At 73.9% G+C, this 18,733-nt stretch carries 15 protein-coding genes and 1 pseudogene; 6 read left to right on the top strand and 10 right to left on the bottom strand.

The window, feature by feature from the left end; genetic code table 11:
- Positions 1–107: 107 nt before the first annotated feature.
- The 4 genes from ACZ4TO_RS07110 to ACZ4TO_RS07095 form a co-directional block, all read right to left on the bottom strand.
- On the bottom strand, positions 108–680 hold the full coding sequence (locus ACZ4TO_RS07110; protein WP_382788541.1) for a GNAT family N-acetyltransferase: 573 nt from the start codon (positions 678–680) through the stop codon (positions 108–110).
- An 83-nt stretch (positions 681–763) separates the two neighbouring features.
- Entirely contained in the window at positions 764–2,092 is a 1,329-nt protein-coding gene (locus ACZ4TO_RS07105; RefSeq protein ID WP_382788539.1) for a hypothetical protein, read from the bottom strand.
- Between the two features lie 160 nt (positions 2,093–2,252).
- Positions 2,253–3,548 carry a GAF domain-containing protein gene (locus ACZ4TO_RS07100; RefSeq protein ID WP_382788537.1) on the bottom strand — a complete coding sequence of 432 codons (1,296 nt, stop codon included), beginning with the start codon at positions 3,546–3,548 and terminating at the stop codon, positions 2,253–2,255.
- A gap of 259 nt (positions 3,549–3,807) precedes the next feature.
- Complete coding sequence (locus tag ACZ4TO_RS07095; RefSeq protein ID WP_382788535.1) at positions 3,808–5,442, bottom strand: acyl-CoA dehydrogenase family protein; 1,635 nt, start codon at positions 5,440–5,442, stop codon at positions 3,808–3,810.
- Positions 5,443–5,459: 17 nt separating this feature from the next.
- Here ACZ4TO_RS07095 and ACZ4TO_RS07090 point away from each other — a divergent pair, with 17 nt between their 5' ends.
- The gene (locus ACZ4TO_RS07090) at positions 5,460–6,629 is read left to right on the top strand and encodes a YihY/virulence factor BrkB family protein (protein WP_382788533.1); all 1,170 of its coding nucleotides are present in this window, start codon (positions 5,460–5,462) and stop codon (positions 6,627–6,629) included.
- Between the two features lie 135 nt (positions 6,630–6,764).
- On the opposite strand, the gene ACZ4TO_RS07085 is transcribed toward ACZ4TO_RS07090, so the two are convergent.
- The gene (locus ACZ4TO_RS07085; protein ID WP_468023641.1) at positions 6,765–7,598 is read right to left on the bottom strand and encodes an NmrA family NAD(P)-binding protein; all 834 of its coding nucleotides are present in this window, start codon (positions 7,596–7,598) and stop codon (positions 6,765–6,767) included.
- Between the two features lie 142 nt (positions 7,599–7,740).
- Here ACZ4TO_RS07085 and ACZ4TO_RS07080 point away from each other — a divergent pair, with 142 nt between their 5' ends.
- Both ACZ4TO_RS07080 and ACZ4TO_RS07075 read left to right on the top strand, forming a co-directional pair.
- Positions 7,741–8,682 (top strand): AraC family transcriptional regulator, encoded by a 942-nt coding sequence (locus ACZ4TO_RS07080; RefSeq protein WP_468023801.1) that lies wholly within the window; start codon positions 7,741–7,743, stop codon positions 8,680–8,682.
- Between the two features lie 10 nt (positions 8,683–8,692).
- Positions 8,693–9,439, top strand: a complete 747-nt coding sequence (locus ACZ4TO_RS07075; protein WP_468023640.1) for a helix-turn-helix domain-containing protein — start codon at positions 8,693–8,695, stop codon at positions 9,437–9,439.
- A 9-nt stretch (positions 9,440–9,448) separates the two neighbouring features.
- On the opposite strand, the gene ACZ4TO_RS07070 is transcribed toward ACZ4TO_RS07075, so the two are convergent.
- A complete protein-coding gene (locus ACZ4TO_RS07070; RefSeq protein WP_468023639.1) occupies positions 9,449–9,862 on the bottom strand; it encodes a VOC family protein in 414 nt (137 codons plus the stop codon).
- A gap of 82 nt (positions 9,863–9,944) precedes the next feature.
- Positions 9,945–10,751, bottom strand: coding sequence for a hypothetical protein (locus ACZ4TO_RS07065; protein WP_468023638.1), 807 nt, complete (start codon positions 10,749–10,751; stop codon positions 9,945–9,947).
- Positions 10,752–11,075: 324 nt separating this feature from the next.
- On the opposite strand from ACZ4TO_RS07065, the gene ACZ4TO_RS07060 reads away from it, so the two are divergent.
- Positions 11,076–11,765, top strand: a complete 690-nt coding sequence (locus ACZ4TO_RS07060; protein ID WP_468023637.1) for a ThuA domain-containing protein — start codon at positions 11,076–11,078, stop codon at positions 11,763–11,765.
- A 211-nt stretch (positions 11,766–11,976) separates the two neighbouring features.
- A pseudogene (locus ACZ4TO_RS07055) lies at positions 11,977–13,527 on the top strand (carboxylesterase/lipase family protein); the annotation flags it as partial.
- 872 nt (positions 13,528–14,399) lie between these two features.
- On the opposite strand, the gene mmuM reads toward ACZ4TO_RS07055, so the two are convergent.
- Positions 14,400–15,326 (bottom strand): homocysteine S-methyltransferase, encoded by a 927-nt coding sequence (mmuM, locus tag ACZ4TO_RS07050; RefSeq protein ID WP_468023636.1) that lies wholly within the window; start codon positions 15,324–15,326, stop codon positions 14,400–14,402.
- Between the two features lie 153 nt (positions 15,327–15,479).
- Here mmuM and ACZ4TO_RS07045 point away from each other — a divergent pair, with 153 nt between their 5' ends.
- Positions 15,480–16,082: a nitroreductase family protein gene (locus ACZ4TO_RS07045; protein ID WP_468023635.1), complete on the top strand. Its 603-nt coding sequence runs from the start codon at positions 15,480–15,482 to the stop codon at positions 16,080–16,082.
- 15 nt (positions 16,083–16,097) lie between these two features.
- Here ACZ4TO_RS07045 and ACZ4TO_RS07040 read toward each other — a convergent pair whose 3' ends face one another.
- Both ACZ4TO_RS07040 and ACZ4TO_RS07035 read right to left on the bottom strand, forming a co-directional pair.
- Positions 16,098–18,332, bottom strand: coding sequence for a caspase, EACC1-associated type (locus tag ACZ4TO_RS07040; RefSeq protein ID WP_468023634.1), 2,235 nt, complete (start codon positions 18,330–18,332; stop codon positions 16,098–16,100).
- Entirely contained in the window at positions 18,325–18,723 is a 399-nt protein-coding gene (locus ACZ4TO_RS07035) for an effector-associated constant component EACC1 (protein WP_382788513.1), read from the bottom strand. Before ACZ4TO_RS07035 ends, ACZ4TO_RS07040 begins: the two co-directional genes overlap by 8 nt.
- Between the last annotated feature and the right edge of the window lie 10 nt (positions 18,724–18,733).

Here is an 18,733-nt window from a genome sequence, read left to right as displayed (position 1 = left end):
ACCCTTGTCCCGAATGTCGAGACAAGGGTGTTGTCGATCACACGATCGGCCCTCCACGGGTACGGCGAGGAGGGGCCGAAGCCGGGGGCACCACGGCACAAAGCGGGTCAGACGGGGTACGCGCCGGGCCACGGACCCGGTGTGAGGGCCTCGGCCTCCTGCTCGACCTTGGTGTCGAAGAGCCGGAAGCCGCGGCGCAGGTAGTTGTCCATCGCGTGCTCGCCGTCCTTGCTGCACGTGTGCAGCCAGACGCGCTTGGTCTCGGCGAGTCCGGGCCAGCGCTCGGCCAGGTCCCAGGCGCGCGCGGCCCCGTACGACAGGAGGTGGCCCCCGATCCGGCGGCCGCGGAAGGCGGGGACGAGTCCGAAGTAGACGATCTCCACGACCCCGTCGTCCTGGGCCGCGAGCTCCACGTAACCCGCCGGGGTACCCCGGTCGTAGGCGACCCAGGTCTCCGTGCCCGGCCTGTCGAGGACCTCCCGCCACCGCGCGTACGTCCACGCGAGCCGGTCCGTCCACAGGATGTCCCCGCCCACCGAGGCGTACAGGAAGCGGCTGAACTCGGGCGAGGGGACCTCGGCGCGGACGATCCGCAGATCCCCGTCCGGCGCGCTCGAGGGGAGCAGGTCGGCCGGGGCCGTCTGCTCCAGGGACCAGGTGGTCACGGTGATGTCGCTCATGACCGCCAGGGAATCACGGAGTCGGTCGCTGCTCCAAAGGCGTCCACGAACCGACCGCTCCTCGCCGGTCCCGGTGCGGTCCGCTAGTCGAGCGAGCCGTCCACCGACGACAGCGGCACCGCGTAGAGCACCCGTCGCTTCGCCGTGTCGGACAGGCTCCACAGCTCGCCGGTCCGCTGCCAGTAGGAGAGCGACCCGGTGCCCAGGCCCCAGCAGGCGTGCGACTGGTCCGCGGTGCACGTGGCCGCGTCGGCGCCGTCCCCGCTCTGGCGCCACAGGGACGCGTGCCCGGCGCCGTCGTCGGACGGCCGTCCCACGTACCACCGGGACCGGTGCGCGAGGGCGCCGGAGATCCCGGAACCCTTGGTCGTCCACGCCTCGGCCGCGTTCACATGGCCCTGGGCGTCGGCGAGCAGTCCGGTGCGGTAGGCGGCGGTGCTGAACGCGTACCGCCAGACCCGGGTGCGCTCGGGGCGGTCGGCCGCCGCCTCCGTCGCGACCAGGCTGTCGGGAGCGGTCGTACGGTCCAGGGAGAGCGAGCCGATACAGGGGACCGCGTGGTCGCGGTCGCGCCGGCACGAGCCGCCCTCCAGGTCGTACGAGCCGATCGCGGGGAGTACGTAGCGGTAGCCGGCGGCCGAGTAGCCGTGGCCCACCCGGCCCACGGCACCGCTGTCCACGTCGGCGCGCAGCAGCCGGTGCAGGTCGAAGACGAGCAGACCGTCGCCGTGGTCCGCGGTGACGATCAGCTTGTCCTCGTACCAGACCATGCCGCCGAGGCCGGTGCGGACCGCGGTGAAGTCCTTGCCGCCGGCCCGCGGGGCGACCAGCAGGACCCAGCGGTAGCGGAGGGCGTCCGGGTCCGTCGCGTCGACGACGGCGATGCGGGCCAGGCCCTCGTCCCGGTCCGGTGCGGCCGCCCGGCCGTCGCGGTGGGTCCAGCCGGCCAGGATCACCTGGTGGGTGCCCCACGCGCCGTCGTCGTCGGCGTCACCGGAGGTGGTCAGGGAGCGGGGCTGCCACTGCGCGGACCGCGCGTCGGCGTCGTCCCAGCAGTACGCGCGGGTGGCCGTCGGATCCACGGGGAGCGCGGCCCGCTCGTCGGCCGTGCAGTCGGCGGTGTTGCGCATCGTGTGGTCGGCGTCGCGCAGGACTCCGTCGACGCCCACGTTGCCGCCCATGGTGCCGCTGAGCGTGTCGAGTGATTCCCGGGAGGTGAGGTTCTCGTGGAGGCGGACCTGTGAGGCGGAGCCGGTGCGGAGCGGGCTCAGGGCGCCCGGACTGTTGGCGCCGGTGGCCTGCGAGGTGCTGATCAGGGTGGCGGCCGCGGTGAGCGCGAGCGCGGTTCCGGCAAGGGTGGCGCGCAGCGCCTGTCCCCTTCTTCGACGACGGTGCCTGCCGCGCTGCTTCATACGTCCTCCCGGATAGGCCAACTGCCTCCCCCGCCGAGGGCGTTGACGGAGAGACGCGTGGGGTGGCCCGTGGAGGGGATGCTACGGCAGTGACCCCCCGGCCAGGACAAAGACCGCGGAAGACGCCCCTGAAATACGCTCGGTTCACCCCTCCTCGCGCTCATGACGGCGCCGGTCCGGCCGTCGCGCGGGCTCCGAGCACCGCGGGCGCGGTCGAGTGCGGCAGCAGGTCCCGGGGGTCGTCCGGCAGCAGGACCTCGACCTCCACCTCCTCGCGGAAGCGGTAGGGCCGGTGGTCGAGGAGCCCGATGAGCCGGCGGCGTACGCGGGACAGTTCGGCGCGGACCGTGACCGTGCGGGTGGGATCACCGAACAGGTCGACCGCGAGCTGGGCGGCGCTGCGTCCCTGCCGGTGCACGGCGAGGACGTAGAGGAGTTCCGCGTGGCGGGGGCTCAGGTCCTGGGCCCAACTGCCCGCCGTGCCCGAGACGGTGATGTGCGGGCGCCGGGGCTCGCCGAGGTCGAGGACCACCCGCCCGGCGCTCCCGAGGTCGCCGGCACCGGTGACGCGCAGCAGCCAGCCGCCGGGCATCGGCTCGACGGCGCACATTCCGAGGGAGGGCAGCCAGACGTGGCCCGCGCCGAAGGAGTCGGGCAGCGGGACCCGGTCCACGGGCGGCATCCCGGTGACCGCGGCGAGCCAGCCGTGGGTGTCCACCACGAGCGCGGGGCCGTCGAGCCGGCACAGCAGGGGCGCGGCCACCGCGCGCAGCCGCTCGATGGCGGCCAGATGCGCGGTGCGCAGTTCGCTTTCGGCCAGTCTGGACACCGTGTCGACGAGCGCGAGGGTGGCGGGATGAAACGTGCTGTCCGGGCCGCTCACGTCGATGATCCCGAGGAGCCGTCCGTCGCGCGGGTCGTGGACGGGCGCGGCGGCGCAGGTCCAGTCGTGCAGGGTGCGTACGAAGTGCTCGGCCGAGTGCACCTGGACGGGGGCGTCCGCCGACAGGGCGGTTCCGATGGCGTTGGTGCCGGTGGTGTCCTCGCTCCACGCGGCGCCTTCCTCCAGGCAGATGGTGTCGGCCCGGCGCAGCACGCTCGTGTTCCCCTCGCGCCACAGCACCCGGCCCTCGGGGTCGGTGACCACCATGATCTGCTGGGAGGCGTCGGCGACCGTCCCGAGGCCGCCGTGCAGGGTCGGCATCACATCGGCGAGCGCGGTGGACGTCCGCCGGTGTTCGAGTTCCTCCGGATGCAGCAGGATGCTGTCCGTTCCCTGTTCGGGATTGACGCCGAAACGTTTCGCTCTTTGCCAGGACCGGCCGATCAACGGGCGCGGGGTGAACGTGCCCCGCTCGCCCTTGACCGACGCCGCCCAGGTCTCCTGGAGGTGTCCCGCCGTCTCGGACGCGTCGGACGGTGCGAGACGGGCTGGGTTGAACGATGTGGTCTTCACAGAGCACTCCCGAAACCAGGACCTCGTACGGGCCGTGACACCGCCGTCATCCCACATCGTGCCTGCTCTCGGCCGGGTTTGGAGGGCCTTCGCACAAGGTGCACAAAGGAATGCAACGGTCTGCAACTCTCGCCAACGGTCACAAGGTTCCTCGAAACTGACAGCGATGCCGCCCGTGCGGTGTCCGAGCTCCTGAACGGGGCGAGCGGCGGGGGTGGTGCCGTGTCGGCGCAGCACCACCCCCGCGTCAGCGCCCGCGTCAGTCCACCGGCCGGGCGCGCTCCACCACGGTGGCCAGATCCAGACTGTGCGGCAGCGTCCCGAACCCCGTGCCCCAGTCACCGCCCAGGCGCGAGGCGCAGAACGCGTCGGCGACCTCCGGCGGCGCGTACCGGACGAGCAGCGAGCCCTGGAGCACCAGCGCGATCCGCTCGACCAGCCGGCGGGCACGGGCCTCGATGCCGTCCAGGTCGGCCAGTTCGGTCAGCATGTTCTTGATGGCCCCGTCGAGCCGGTGGTCGGCGCCCCGGGCCCGGCCCACCTCCCGCAGATACGCGTCCAGGGCGCCCGGCTCCCGCTGCAGGGCGCGCAGGACGTCCAGCGCCTGCACATTGCCCGCGCCCTCCCAGACGGAGTTGAGCGGCGACTCCCGCAACAGACGGGGCATGCCCGACTCCTCGACGTAGCCGTTGCCGCCCAGGCACTCCAGCGCCTCCACCGCGACCGGCGTACACCGCTTGGTCACCCAGTACTTGGCGGCGGGCACTGCGAGGCGCAGGAAGGCCCGCTCCTGCTCGCTCCCGTCGTCGTACGCCGCAGCGAGCCGCATCGCCAGGGTCGTCGCCGCCTCCGACTCCAGCGCCATGTCGGCGAGGACGTTGCGCATCAGCGGTTTGTCGACGAGCCGGCCGCCGAACGCCTCGCGGTAGGTGCAGTGGTGGATCGCCTGCGCGACCGCCTGCCGCATCAGCGCGGCCGAACCGAGCACACAGTCCAGCCGGGTCGCCGCGACCATCCCGATGATCGTGCGCACCCCGCGCCCCTCGTCGCCCACCCGGCGTGCCCACGTCCCGTCGAACTCGACCTCGCTCGACGCGTTGGACCGGTTGCCGAGCTTGTCCTTGAGCCGCTGGATGCGGAAGACGTTGCGGGTGCCGTCCTCCAGCACCCGCGGCACCAGGAAACAGGTCAGCCCGCCGGGAGCCTGCGCCAGCACGAGGAAGCCGTCCGACATCGGCGCCGAGCAGAACCACTTGTGCCCGGTCAGCGCGTACGTCCCGTCCTCGGCGAGCGGCAGCGCCTCCGTGGTGTTGGCGCGGACGTCGCTGCCACCCTGCTTCTCGGTCATGCCCATACCGAAGAGCACGCCGGCCTTCCGGGACGCGGGACGCAGTTCCTGGTCGTACACCGCGGACGTCAGCCGTGGCACCCACTCCGCGGCGAGCGCCGGATCGGTGCGCAGCGCCGGCACGGCCGCGTGGGTCATCGACAGCGGGCAGCCGTTGCCCGCCTCGGCCTGCGTCCAGACCACGAAGCCCGCCGCGCGCCTGACGTGTCCGCCGGGCCGGGTCCACGCCGACGTCAGCCCCGCCGACACACCCTTGCCCAGGAGGCGGTGCCAGGACGGGTGGAACTCGACCTCGTCGATCCGGTTGCCGTAGCGGTCGTGGCTGCGCAGCCTCGGCGGGTTCTCGTTGGCCAGCGCACCCCACTCCTGGACCTGGGCGGAACCCGTCGCCCGGCCGAGCGCCGACAACTCCTCGCGCGCCTGCTGGAGGAGCTCCGGATCGAGATGCCGGCCGACCGCCTCGCCGAGGGCCCGGTCGGCGGCGAATACGTCATATCCGACCAGGGGCGGAGCCTGGTTGGTCACGGTGTGGGTGCTGGCTGCCATACCGCTACCGTAAGGACGTGCACCAGGCAAAAGAAACAAGCGAACGGCCTCGCTCGGGCCGCTTCCACCGCGCTCGCGCGCTCTACCGGAACGTCTCCAAGCGCAGGACCGCCTGGCTGCTGCTCAAGGACACCGTCAACTCGTGCATGGAGTACCGGATCCTCGGACTGGCGGCCGAGGCCGCCTTCTTCACCCTGCTGTCCGTGCCCCCGCTGCTGCTCAGCATGATCGGGCTGCTCGGATACGTGGACGCGTGGACCGGCGCCGACACCATCGCCAGCCTGGAGTCCAACATCCTGGACGCCTCCCGCACGGTGCTGACCCAGAAGGGCGTCCACCAGATCGCCGAGCCGATCCTGCACGACGTGATGAAGGGCGGCCGGCCCGACATCATCTCCCTCGGATTCCTGTTCGCCCTGTGGTCGGGCTCGCGCGCGGTGAACGTCTTCGTCGACACCATCACGGTGATGTACGGACTCGACGGCACCCGGGGCATCGTGAAGACCCGGATGATGTCCTTCCTGCTGTTCATCGTGGCCCTGCTGATCGGCTCCGTGGCGCTCCCGCTGATGGTGGCGGGCCCGGACGCCGTGGTGAACGTCGTGCCGTGGTCGACGACCGTCGTCCAGATCCTGTACTGGCCGGTCGTCATCGTCCTGTCGGTCGCCTTCCTGACGACGCTCTACCACGTGTCCGTGCCCGTGCGTTCGCCCTGGGTCGAGGACGTGCCGGGCGCCCTGGTCGCCCTCGCCATGTGGGTCTTCGGCAGTTTCCTGCTGCGCATCTACCTGACGAACACCATCGAGGGCCCCACCATCTACGGCTCGCTCGCCGCCCCGGTGGCCGTCCTGCTGTGGATCGGCGTCGCCGCCTTCGCCGTCCTCGTCGGCGCGGCCGTCAACGCCGCCATCGACCGGGTCTGGCCGGCCGCCGCCACCGCGGCGGCCCGTGCCGCCAACGAACGGCTGCGCGAGGCCCAGGCCGCCGAGTACGTCGCCCGCGTCGCCGCGCACCGCTCGTACGACGCCGATCCCGACGATCCCGACATGCCCTCCGAGTTCCCGGAACGCTGGTCGCGCTTCCTGCCCCCGGAGGACGTGACGTCCCGCCTGCGGACCCACGCCAAGAACACCCATCACACCCACCCCGCCCCGAAGAACGGCGAGGACCGCTCGTCGGGGGAGTGAGCCCCCGGCGATCCCAGGCTCACCCCGGAGCGGGTCCGGAGCGGGTCCGGAGCGGGTCCGGAGCGGGTCCGGAGCGGGTCCGGAGCGGGTCCGAAGCGGGTCCGAAGCGGGCCCGGACGGGCCGGTGGTCCCCCCTCAGGCCTTCCACGCCCCCGCCGCCGCGGCCTCCCGCGCGAAGTCGGTGAAGTCCCGCGGCTCGCGGCCGAGGACGGTGCGGACGCCGTCCGAGAGGTGGGCGTTACGGCCGTCGAGGAGGCATTCGAAGAGGTCGACGAGGAATCCGGCCTCCTCCGCCGGCATCCCGAATCCGGCCAGCGTGTCGCCGTACTCCCGCGCCGTCACCGGTGTGTACGCCAGCTCCGCGCCCGTGGCCCGCGCGATCTCCGCGACCGCCTCCCGGAAGGTCAGCAGCCGCGGCCCCGTGATCGCGAGCTCCCGGCCGGTGTACGTCTCGCCCCCGGTCAGCGCGGCCACCACGACGTCCGCGATGTCCCGCACGTCGATGAACGGCTCCCGCACCTCACCCGCAGGGAAGACCAGCTCTCCCTGACGCAGCCCCTCGACCAGCGGGCCCTCGCTGAAGTTCTGCGAGAACCACGACGCTCGTACGATCGTCCAGTCCGCGCCGGACGTCCGGAGCGCCTCCTCGGTCGGCGCGGCCCGGTCCTCGCCCCTCGACGACAGGAGCACCAGCCGCCGCGCGCCGAGCTCCACCGCTTCCCGGGCCAGCGCCCCGACCGCCTTCGTGGCGGCCGGCGAGCCGACGTCCGTGGGATGGGCCAGATAGGCCGCGTCGGCGCCGCGCAGCGCCCCGGCCCATGTCGAGGGGTCCTCCCAGTCGAAGCCCGTGGCGCGCGAGGCGCCCCGGACCGTCAGGCCCGCCGCCCGCGCGGCCCGCGCGACCCGGCTCCCGGTCCGCCCGGTGGCCCCTGTCACCAGCACTGTCATGTTCCGCGTGTTCTCTGCCATGCGCCCAGTCAACTGCCGCCCCCGGCGCGGAACCATCGGCGAACGGCTCATCCCCATAAGCGGTCGTCCACGGCCGTCCACGGCTGTCGGAGCCGCCGTCTACGCTGGCCGCATGGACGCTCCGCCACGTTCGGACATGCTCATGCGGGGGGACCCGCTCGCCAGCCTGCTGGAGGGGCCGCGCGCGCGGGGCGCCTTCATGATCCGCGCGTGCTTCGACCCGCCGTGGTGCGTACGCGTCGAGGACCGCGCCCCGCTGTCGATCATGCTGGTGGTCCGCGGCGACGCCTGGGTCGTCCCGGACGAGGGCGAGGGACTGCGGCTGCGGGCCGGCGACCTCGCCATCGCGCGCGGCCCCGATCCGTACCGCTGCGCCGACGATCCGGGCACCCCGCCCCAGGCCGTGATCCTGCCGGGCGGCGCGTGCTCCTACCCGGACGGACGCTCCCTGAAGGGCCACTGGGACCTCGGCGTCCGGAGCTGGGGCGACCGGCTCGACGGCTCCACGGTGCTGCTGATCGGGACGTACATGATGCGCGGCGAGGTCAACCGCCGGCTGCTCGACGCCCTGCCGCCGCTGCTCGCGCTCCCCGCCGACGTGTGGGAGTGCCCGCTGACGCCGATCCTCGCCGCGGAGATGGTGCGTGACGAGCCCGGCCAGGAGGTCGTCCTCGACCGGCTCCTCGACCTGCTGATGATCACCGCGCTGCGGGCCTGGTTCTCCCGCCCCGAGGCCGCCGCGCCCGCCTGGTACCAGGCCCTCGCCGATCCGGTCGTGGGCCGTGCGCTCCGGCTCCTCCAGGACGACCCGGCCCGGCCCTGGACGGTCGCCGCGCTCGCCGCCGGGACCGGTGTCTCGCGCGCCGCGCTGGCCAGACGCTTCGGCGAACTGGTCGGGGAACCGCCGATGACGTATCTGACCGGCTGGCGTCTCGCCTCCGCCGCCGACCGGCTCCGCGAGAGCGACGACACCCTGGAGACGATCGCCCGCCACGTCGGCTACGGCAGCGCCTTCGCGCTCTCCAGCGCCTTCAAGCGGGTCTACGGCGTCAGCCCGCAGGAGCACCGGGCCCGCCCGGCGTAACGTGGCCGGCATGTACGCGGAACGGGCGTCCCGGCTGCCGGGCGCGGTGCTCTGGAGCCGCGGTCCGACGGGCCCCGCGCCGGACGCCGGGGCGCGGACGCCCGGGCGCCCGACGCCGGGCGCGGGGGCCGGCACCGCCCGGGACGCCGTGCTTCCGGACGGGTGCATGGATCTGCTGTGGACCGAGGGGCGGTTGCTCGTCGCCGGTCCCGACACCCGGCCCCACCTCCCGGACGCGGCGCCCGGCGGCTGGGCCGGCGTCCGCTTCCACCCCGGCACGGCGCCCGCCTACCTGGGCGTACCCGCGCACGAACTCCGGGACGTACGCGTGGAGTTGACCGACCTGTGGCCCGCCGCCGAGGTGCGCCGGCTCGCCGCGCGGATCGACACGGCGGCCGACCCCGTGGCGGCGCTCGAAGAGGTCGCGCTGCTCCGGGCGGCCGAGGCCGCTCCCCCCGACCCGCTCCTCGGGGAAGTGGTGGCCGCCCTGGACGCGGGCCGCCCGGTCGCCGAGACCGCCGACCGACTGGGCCTCGGAGCACGGCAGTTGCACCGCCGCTCGCTCGCCGCCTTCGGGTACGGACCCAAGACCCTGGCCCGGGTCCTTCGCCTTCAGCGGGCACTCGCCCTCGCCCGCGACGGTGTGCCCTTCGCGGAGACCGCGCTGCGCGCGGGGTTCGCCGACCAGGCCCATCTGGCGCGAGACGTGCGGGAGTTGGCGGGAGCGACCCTCGGTGAGCTGGTCGGTCACCGCTGACGGGACCGGCTACGGCGCGGGCGCCGGTCCGTCCGGCAGCGGCGCGAACAGGTCGACGCCGTTGCCGTCCGGGTCGTGCACGACGGCGTACCGCATGCCCCAGAAGGCGTCCCACGGCTTGAGTTCGCCGTGGTGGCCCGCGCCGACGAGCTGCTCGTACACGGAGTCGACCTCGGCGGGGTCGTCGCAGCGGAAGGCGAGCGACGCCCTGCCGCCGCCGCTCGGGGGCCGCCACCCGGCGTGGAACGACCGGATGGTGTCCTCCGTGTCCAGCGCGAGGCGCAGTCCGCCGGGCAGGGCGGCCTCGACATGCGGCTCGTTCTCCGCGCCGTCGGGAAAGACGAGTCCGAGCCGGCTGTAGAAGGCGATGGAGGCGGCCATGTCGGAGACCGCCAGCCCGATCACATCGAATCGTGGAGTCATACGGCCACCGTAGGCGGGCCCCCGGCGACCGGTCTTGAACGAAACGGACACCCCTGACCCGAGGCCCTGGAGGGGGCTCGGGTCAGGCTGCGGGCAGCGGGGCTTCCGGGTCGGGCTCGTCCCAGAATTCGGGGCCGAGAGTGTCTTTGAGCAGGGCATACATGCTCTTTCGGAAGTGGCTGGTCACGAGCCATGGGCGGGTGAAGATGCGGATCCCCTCGACCTCGCCCGCATCGTCGAGCGTGAAGATCTCGACCAGTTGCTGAACGTGACCGCCGTCCACGTATTCGTCGATCGCCACCGCGAATCCCGGCCGGCCGTCGATGCCGAGGACGGCACGAACCTTGAGGTCGCTGAAACTCTGCGCCGCTGCCTTGAGGACCTGCCCGACGACAGCCTTCCCCGTCGGCTCTTCGCGCAGGATCGGGGAGTACAGGGTGACGTCCTGCGCCAGCGGCGGGACGGCTGGATGGTCGACCCAAGCGGGTGTCGGCCCCTCCGGGGCGTACGGTCCGGATCCGAGGCTCGGGTCCGCGAGAGCGGGGTCCGTCTTCGCCATCACTTCGCGCAGAGCGGCCATGAACGGCCACGGCCGGCCGTAGACGTCGATGGTGGCGATCAGGCCCGCGGTGTCGCGCCGGGCCAGCGCGACGATCTCTGTCTCCCGTCCGCCGGGGCTCGCGCTGAACACGACCCCCTCGACCTCGTCTCCCTTGAGCCGGACCGTGGCCTCAGGCGCCGCGAGAGCCCGCTGGTACGTACCGAGAGCTGCCACGACAGCGTCACGACCGGCGATACGGGGTGCAGCCAGCGGAGTCGCCAGGGAGACGTCCTCGGCAAGCGCTGTGGCGGCCTGTCCCGAAAGTGCTGCGCTCAGCTGATCCGACATCACGCCCTCCTCGTAGTCCCGATCAAGGCGAGCCTGGGCTTCGGGGAAGATTCGGGCGCGAGGTCATGTCGGCGCGCTCGGCGCCGGTGCCCTGAGGCCACCAAGAACCATCTGACGTACCGCGGCTGTACCCAGGCGGTGTACCAAAGTCCTGACGCCGCAGCCAGGTCCGTAGCCGCCCTTCCAGCATGCGCCCGGAGCAGGGCGCGGCGCATGCTGAAGGACACGGCCGCTCCTTTGCCCGGGAATCGGAGGCCGAGAGGGCGAGGGCCAATCCGGGGAGAGGGGCGCGATCACTTACGGGGCGCCCCTTAGGCTCCGTGCATGGCCTTCCGCGTTCTCGTGTACACCCGTACGACCGGCTACCGGCACGACTCGATCCCGGCCGCCGTCGAAGCGGTGCGCGCACTCGGCCGCGCGCACGGTTTCGAGGCCGACGCCACCGAGGACCCCGCGGTCCTCGAGGCCCCCCTCGACCCGTACGCGGCCGTCGTCTTCCTCTCCACGAGCGGCGAGGTGCTCACGCCGCCGGGCCGCGACCGGCTGGCGGCCCACGTCCACGGCGGTGCCGGTTTCGTCGGGGTGCACGCGGCCGCCTGCACCGAGTACGACTGGCCCCACTACGGCGAGCTGCTCGGCGCCCGCTTCGACCGGCACCCGGACCTCCAGCCGGGCAGGGTCCTCGTCGAGGACCTCGGGCATCCCGCCACCCGGCTGCTCCCGCCGGTATGGGAGTTCACGGACGAATGGTACGACTTCAGGACCAACCCGCGCGCGGCGGAGGGGGTGCGCGTGCTCGCCTCCGCCGACGAAACCTCCTACGAGGGCGGGGGGATGGGCGCCGACCACCCGCTGGTGTGGTGCCGGGAACAGGGCGCGGGCCGGGTGTTCTACACCGCGCTCGGCCACGCCGCGGAGGCGTACGAGGATCCGGACTTCCTCGGGCACCTGCTCGGCGGCATCCTCTGGGCGGCACGGCAGCCCGCCGCGGCGGCGTCGGAACAGGGGGCCTGACCCGGCGCCGGACCCGGCGGAGGCCCCGCGAGGCCCCGCGAGGGCCCGGGAGGGCCGCGCTCGGACCCGGCCGGCCCGCCCGCGTCGTACCGCCAAGACGGCCGGGCGGGGGTCTCCGCAGGAATACCGGGACGGGATGTGGTGCTCTGATCTCTACAGCGCGGTGGTGCTCCGGTCCCTACGGCGCGCGACGGTGAGGAGCTGGTCCAGCATGGTGGTGGACACGGTGGATCCGGTGGCGGAGACCAGGGACCCGGTGGTCCCCACCCCTTACGGAGCGGTGCGCGGCCGGTACGAGAACGGGATCGCGGTCTTCCGGGGCATCCCCTACGCCGCCCCGCCCTTCGGCGCCCGCCGCTTCCGCCCGCCCGAGCCGCCCGAGCCCTGGGACGGCGTCCGGGACGCCGCCGCGTTCGGGCCGACGCCGCCGAAGCCGCCGTACTCCGAGGCCTTCGCCCGCCTCCTCGCCGACCCCGTCGTGCCCGGCGACGACTGCCTCAATCTCAACGTGTGGACCCCGGCGCCGGACCCCGCCGCCCGGCTCCCCGTCATGGTGTGGATCCACGGCGGAGCGCTGACCCGCGGCTCCTCGGCCGTGCCCGTGTACGACGGCCACGCGTTCGCCCGCGACGGTGTGGTCCTCGTGTCCGTCAACTACCGCCTGGGCGTGGAGGGTTACGGCCTCTTCCCGGACGCGCCCGCCAACCCCGGGCTGCGCGACCAGCTCGCCGCGCTGGAATGGGTCCAGGAGTCCGTCGCCCGGTTCGGCGGGGATCCCGGCCGGGTGACGGTCTTCGGTGAATCCGCCGGCGCCATCAGCATCGGCGCGCTGCTCGCGAGCCCGCGCGCCCGGGGCCTGTTCCACCGGGCGGTCCTCCAGAGCGGCCCGCCCGAGGCGAGCGACCGCGACAAGGTGCGCCGCATGGTGCGCAGGATGGCCACCCGGCTGAAGATCCCCGCGACGGCGGAGGCGTTCGCCGCCGTCGACCGCGACCTGCTCCTGCGTACCCAGGCCGACGTGGGCAGGCTCAGCAGCCCGGTGCTCGGCGGTCCCGCCTTCGGCATCGTCGTGGACGGCGACCTCGTGCCGCGCGACCCGATGGAGGCCCTGGTCGAGGGCGCCGCCGCGGACGTCGGGCTGCTGCTCGGCTGGACCCGGGACGAGTACCGGCTGTGGCTCGTGCCGGGCGGGCTCCTGGAGCGGGTCGACCGGCTCGGCCCGGTGGCCCTGGCCGGTGCGATGGCCCGCTGCCACTGCGGTCACGAGGTGCCCCGCGGCTACCGTGCCCTGCGCCCCGAGGCCGGCACCGCCGACCTCGTCGGCCAGATGATCACCGACCATCTCCTGCGGGTCCCGCTGCACCGCCTCGCGGACGCGCGGAGCGGCACGCCCACCGCCTCCCTCGACGCGGACGTTCCCGCGGAGGGCAGGGCCCCGGCCCACGTCTACGAGTTCGCCTGGCCGTCCAACGTGCCCGGCCTCGGCGCCTGTCACGCCCTGGAACTGGGCTTCGTCTTCGACACCGCCGGCGTCCCGGAATCGGCGAAGCTCGCGGGCGAGGGCGCTCCGCAGGAGCTGGCGGACGCCATGCACGGGGCGTGGGTGCGGTTCGCGGTCGACGGCGACCCGGGCTGGGCGGCCTGGGACGCCTCGCACCCGGTCCGGGTCTTCGGCGCCGGTGACCCGCACACCGCGTCCGGCCCGCGCGACCGCGAACTCGCCCTGTGGGAGGCCGAGTCGGCCAGGCCCGACCCCGGCCCGACGGGCAGACGCCCCGAGAGGGCCACGGTCTGGGGGATGGGCCGCTTCACGGCTGCCGCCACCGCCAGGTCGACGACCGGGGCCCCTGCCGGACCCGCGGACGGGCCCGCGACCCCGTCCATCGCCAGGTCCACAGCAGGACCCGCCAGTGGGCGCGCGGGCGACCACCCGGACGGGCCCGCGGCCCCGCCTGCCGCGAGGTCGGCGGCCGGGACGTCCGCCGGACCTGCGGAGGGTCCCGTCGGCGGGTCGGCGGGTGATGATCGCGACCGGCCCGCGGCCGCGCCGATCGCCGGGTCCAACGCCGGGCCTGCGGGGGGACCGGTCGTCAAGCGGGCGGGCGACCACCCGAACCAGCCGGCGGCCGCGCCTGTCGCGAGGTCGGCGGCCGGGACGTCCGCCGGACCTGCGGAGGGTCCCGTCGGCAGGTCGGCGGGTGATGATCGCGACCGGCCCGCGGCCGCGCCGATCGCCGGGTCCAGCGCCGGACCTGCGGGGGGACCGGTCGGTAAGCGGGCGGGTGATCACCCGGACCAGCCGGCGGCCCCGCCCGCCGCCGGTTCGACGGCCGGGACCCCCGCCGAACCTACGGACGCACCTGCCCGCAAGCGGGGCGGTGGCCGTTCGGATCGGGGCGCCGGACGGTTCGGGGAGCGGTCTTCGAAGCGGCACGTGGAGGCGTCCACGAGCCGTTCCCGGGAACGGGCGGCGGACGATTCGTCCGAGGCCGCGGACGGCACGCCCGCGCCGGTCGGTCCGGCCGATCTGTTCGCGCGCATCGCGACACCGCTCTCGGCGGTGCGCCGCTTCCGCCGCTCGGGCGGCGCGGACCGTTCCTGAGCCCGGCCCCGGCCGAGCCGCCGCGGCCGGGATCAGGCCCCGCGCACCGCCTCCGTGATTCCCGCGATCGCCCCCGGGCCGACACGGCAGCACCCGCCGATCAGGCGGGCCCCGGCCCGCTCCCACCCGCCGACCTGGTCGGCCGTGAACGTGGAGCGGCCGGTCCAGGCGCGGGCCCCCGCGTCCCAGGCCTCGCCGCTGTTCGGGTAGACCACGACCGGCTTGCCGGTCACCCGCGAGGCCGTGGCGACGGCCGCGTCGACATCCTCGGGAGCGCAGCAGTTCACCCCGACCGCGATGACCTCGTCCGCCTCGGCGGCCAGGGCGAAGGCCTCCTCCAGCGGCTGTCCGGCCCGGGTGCGGTCACCGGCCACGCTGTACGACAGCCACGCCGGAACGCCGAGTCCGCGCACCCCGCCGAGCAGCGCCCGCGCCTCGTCCGTGTCCGGGACCGTCTCCAGGGCCAGCACGTCGGGTCCGGCGGCGGCCAGCACCTCCAGGCGCGGCCGATGGAACCGCTCCAGTTCCGCGACGCTCAGCCCGTAGCGCCCCCGGTACTCCGAACCGTCCGCGAGCATCGCCCCGTACGGCCCCACCGACGCGGCGACCCACAGGGGCCGCGCGACCCCCTTCGCGTGCGCGCGCCGGGCGGCCTCACGCGCCAACTCGACGCTCAGGCCGAGCAGTTCGGCGACCCGCTCGTGCGGGATGCCACGCCGGGCGAACCCCTCGAACGTGGCCTGGTAGCTGGAGGTGATCGCCACGTCCGCGCCCGCCTCGTAGTAGGCGAGATGCGCCTCGACGATCGCCTCGGGCCGGTCCGCGAGCAGCCGCGCCGACCACAGCGCGTCACTCAGGTCGTGCCCGGCCGCTTCGAGCTGGTTGGACATGCCTCCGTCGAGCACGACCGTGCCGGAGGACAGTGCGGCGGTGAGGGTGAGGGCGTTGTCGCTGGCCATGCCACGACGCTAGTCGATCGGGCCGCCGTACCCCGGAGCCGTCCGCCCACCGGGCGGCCGTCTCGCGAGCCGGGACGTCGGGGCCCGGGCGGGAGGCTTGATCCCGACGGCCGCCCGTCGCCGCCGGCGCGGCTCCTGGCAGGATCGGGTGACATGGAGTTCTCCGAAGTGGTCCGCCGCCGTCGCATGATCCGCCACTACTCCGACAAGCCGCTGGCCCCCGAGGCGGTGGAGAGAATCCTCGCCTCCGCGCTACGGGCCCCGTCGGCCGGCTTCTCCCAGGGCTGGGCGTTCCTGGCCCTCACCGACCCCGCCGACCGCGCCCGGTTCTGGCCGTTCGTCCCGACCCGGGTCGAGCAGACGCCGACCATGCAGGACGCCCCGCTGGTCGTCGTACCGCTCGCCCACAAGGCGGCCTATCTGGAGCGCTACGCCGAGCCGGACAAGGGCTGGGAGGACCGCGCCGAGGCCCGCTGGCCGGCTCCGTACTGGTACATCGACACGGGGATGGCCGCGCTCATGATGCTGCTCAGCGCGGTCGACGAAGGGCTCGACGCCTGCTTCTTCGGCATCATGCCCGAGCAACTGGAGCCTTTCCGGGCCGAGTTCGGGGTTCCCGGGGAGTACGCGCCGATCGGCGGCATCACGGTCGGCTACCGGTCGGAGGAGGTTCCGCCGCAGGGCGCCCGTATCGCGGAACGCCGACGCGGGCTGGACGAGGTCGTGCACCGGGGGCACTGGGGGCTGCACAACTGAGGCGACGTGTCGCGGTCAGGAACCGGTGAGCCCGGTCATGGCGCCGTCCTTCGTCTCGGCATCCGGAGGCGGGGAGGTCACGTCCTGGAGCAGTCCTTCGGGCAACTGGCCGGAGAGCACGGCGCCCTGCAGAGCGGCGCCGACGACCACCCCCGCGGGGAGGGCGGCGCGGACCGGTTCCCGGCCGCCCGCCAGCTCCTTGACGAGCGCCGCGACCGCCGGCATCCGGGTCGCTCCGCCCACCAGGACGACGTGGTCGACGTCCTCGACCCCGTTGATCCCCCGGGCGTCCTTCAACGCCTGGTGCACCGGGGGCGCGCAGCGCTCCAGCAGATCCTTCGTCAGCATCTCCAACCGCGCGCGCGTCAGCGTGACGTCCAAGTGCACCGGCCCGGACGGGGAGGTCGCGATGTCCGGCAGGTCGACGACGGTGGCCATGGCCCGGGACAGCTCGATCCTCGCGGCCTCCGCGGCCTCGGCCACCCGCCGGAGCGCGGCCCGGTCGGTGAGCCGCACGCCCTGGCGGAGGGCGAGTTCGCGCACGAGGTGATCGACGACGCGCCCGTCCCAGTCGCTTCCCCCGAGCCTGCCGTCGCCGCTGGTGGCCAGCGTCTCGACGGCCCCGTCACCGATGCTCAGCAGCGACACGTCCAAGGTGCTTCCGCCCAGATCGAACACCATGATGGTCCCGTCGTCCCGGCCGAAGCCGTGCGAGACCGCCGCGGCGGTCGGCTCGTTCAGCATCCGGACGGTTTCGATGCCCGCGAGGGCCGCCGCGTCCGCCAGGGCCGCGCGCCGGCGGCGGTCGAAGTGGGCGGGCACGGTGAGGACCGCCCGGGTGACCGTCTCGCCCAGATAGGCCTCCGCGCTGGTCCGCAGGTCGGCGAGGATCCAGGAGGCGACCTCCTCGGCGGAGAAGCGGCGTACCGCGTGCCGGTGGGTCCACCCGGTGCCCAGTTCCCGTCTGATCCGGTGGATGCCGGCGCCCGGAACGCGGGAGGCCCGCTCCACGGCGGCCCTCCCCACCAGCGGTGTCCCGTCCTCGGCGAACGCCACGACGCTCGGCGTCGTGGCCTCTCCGTGGCGGTTCGGAACGATCCGCGCTGCACCGTCCAGGAACACGGCAACGGCGGAACGGGTCGTCCCGAAATCGATGCCGAGGATCGTCGGCCCGTCCACGCCCGGCCGGGTGACGCCGAGGATCGTCGACCCGTCCGCGCCCGGCCGGGTGACCCGGGAGGCGGGCTCCGGTGTCCCCGGCGGCGGGTCGCCGAGGCCACGGCTCTGCCAGAGCATCCCGGCTCGCGCGCCGACCTGCGGATCACGGTCCCGCACCAGCAGGGTCAGGGCCTCCAGGGCGGCCTCGTGGACGGGGCCGGGCCGGCTCGCGAGCAGCCGTTCCAGCTCGTGCAGGGCGCCCAGCCGCTGCCACGGAGCCCCGGTGAGAATCGCGGCGCGGAGGGTGTCGGGGAGCGCCGGGTCGACTGGCGCGATCGGTCGACGGCCGCCGGGACGGCGCGTCAGATACAGCGTGCCCTCGGAGTTGTTGACGCTCCGGGTCGGCGTCTGGCTGGGCAGCCGGCTGCGTACGCGGTCATGGACGAAGGCGTACAGCTCCTCGGCCGACACGTACCCGTCCCCGTCGAGATCGGCGGTGCCGTCCCGCAGTCCCTCCACCACGGCCGCGGTGAAGACGGACGGCTCGGCCCGCTCCCTGCTGCTCATCTCGCTCTCGTGGCTGTACTGCAGCGCGGTCGAGGACGTGATCACGACCCGGCCCCGCCCGGAGAAGGGCTCCTTCACATCGACGTCCGGCGCGGCTCCGCGGGTCCGCATCCCTTTGGCGAACGCCCCGCTGTAGCAGCAGTCCAGCAGGACGACGGCCCGGCGGCAGGGACTCTGCTCCAGTTGGTCCGCGACGAACTCGGAGGAGACCGCGGTCGCGTCCAGGAAGTCCCACTCGGTGTCCGACGCGATGAAGTGCAGCCGGCCCCGCGCGTCCTTGCGGCCGTGGCAGGAGAGATGGAGCAGGAGCAGGTCCTGGCTCCGCGCGTGGGCGAAGAAGGACTGGACCGCCTTGCGGATCTCCAGCGCGGTGCCGTTCTCGACGACGGTGACCTCGAAGGCGCCGATGTCCGGGTCGCCGAGTACGGCGGCGAGGTGCTCGGCGTCCGCGGCGGCACCGGGCAACTCGCTGAAACGCCCGTCCGCGTAATGCTGGTTGACGACGAGGAGCGCGGCTTTACGCATCGGGCGCGTCGGCCTCCCGGGGAGCGTGCTTCGCGGCGAACAGTTCGACGGCGCGCCGCTGGTCCGCTCGGGAGACCGATGTCAGACGGAGCTCGTCACCGTCGATCGTGATGTCGATCGAGCCCGAGTTGCGGCGCGCGAGCCAGTCCTGGACCAGCCCGATGAGCGACCTCAGCGTCGCCGCGCTCGTCGCGCCGACCAGGAGCGTCGTCCAGACCACCGTGTCCCCGGCCCGGGTGCCGTCCGGAGCCGGGCCGCCCTGCGCGTGCCGCACGAACGCCGGATCCAGCAGCGACAGTTCCTCGGCCAGGAGGGACACGGCCTCCGCCGCGCCCTCGGGGTCCGCCTCGTCGGTGAACACCAACGCCGCCTCGTAGCGCGGAACGCTCAAGATTCCCTCC

The sequence above is a fragment of the Streptomyces sp. NPDC028298 genome (assembly GCF_055565895.1).
This window is presented reverse-complemented; position numbering and strand designations above follow the sequence as displayed.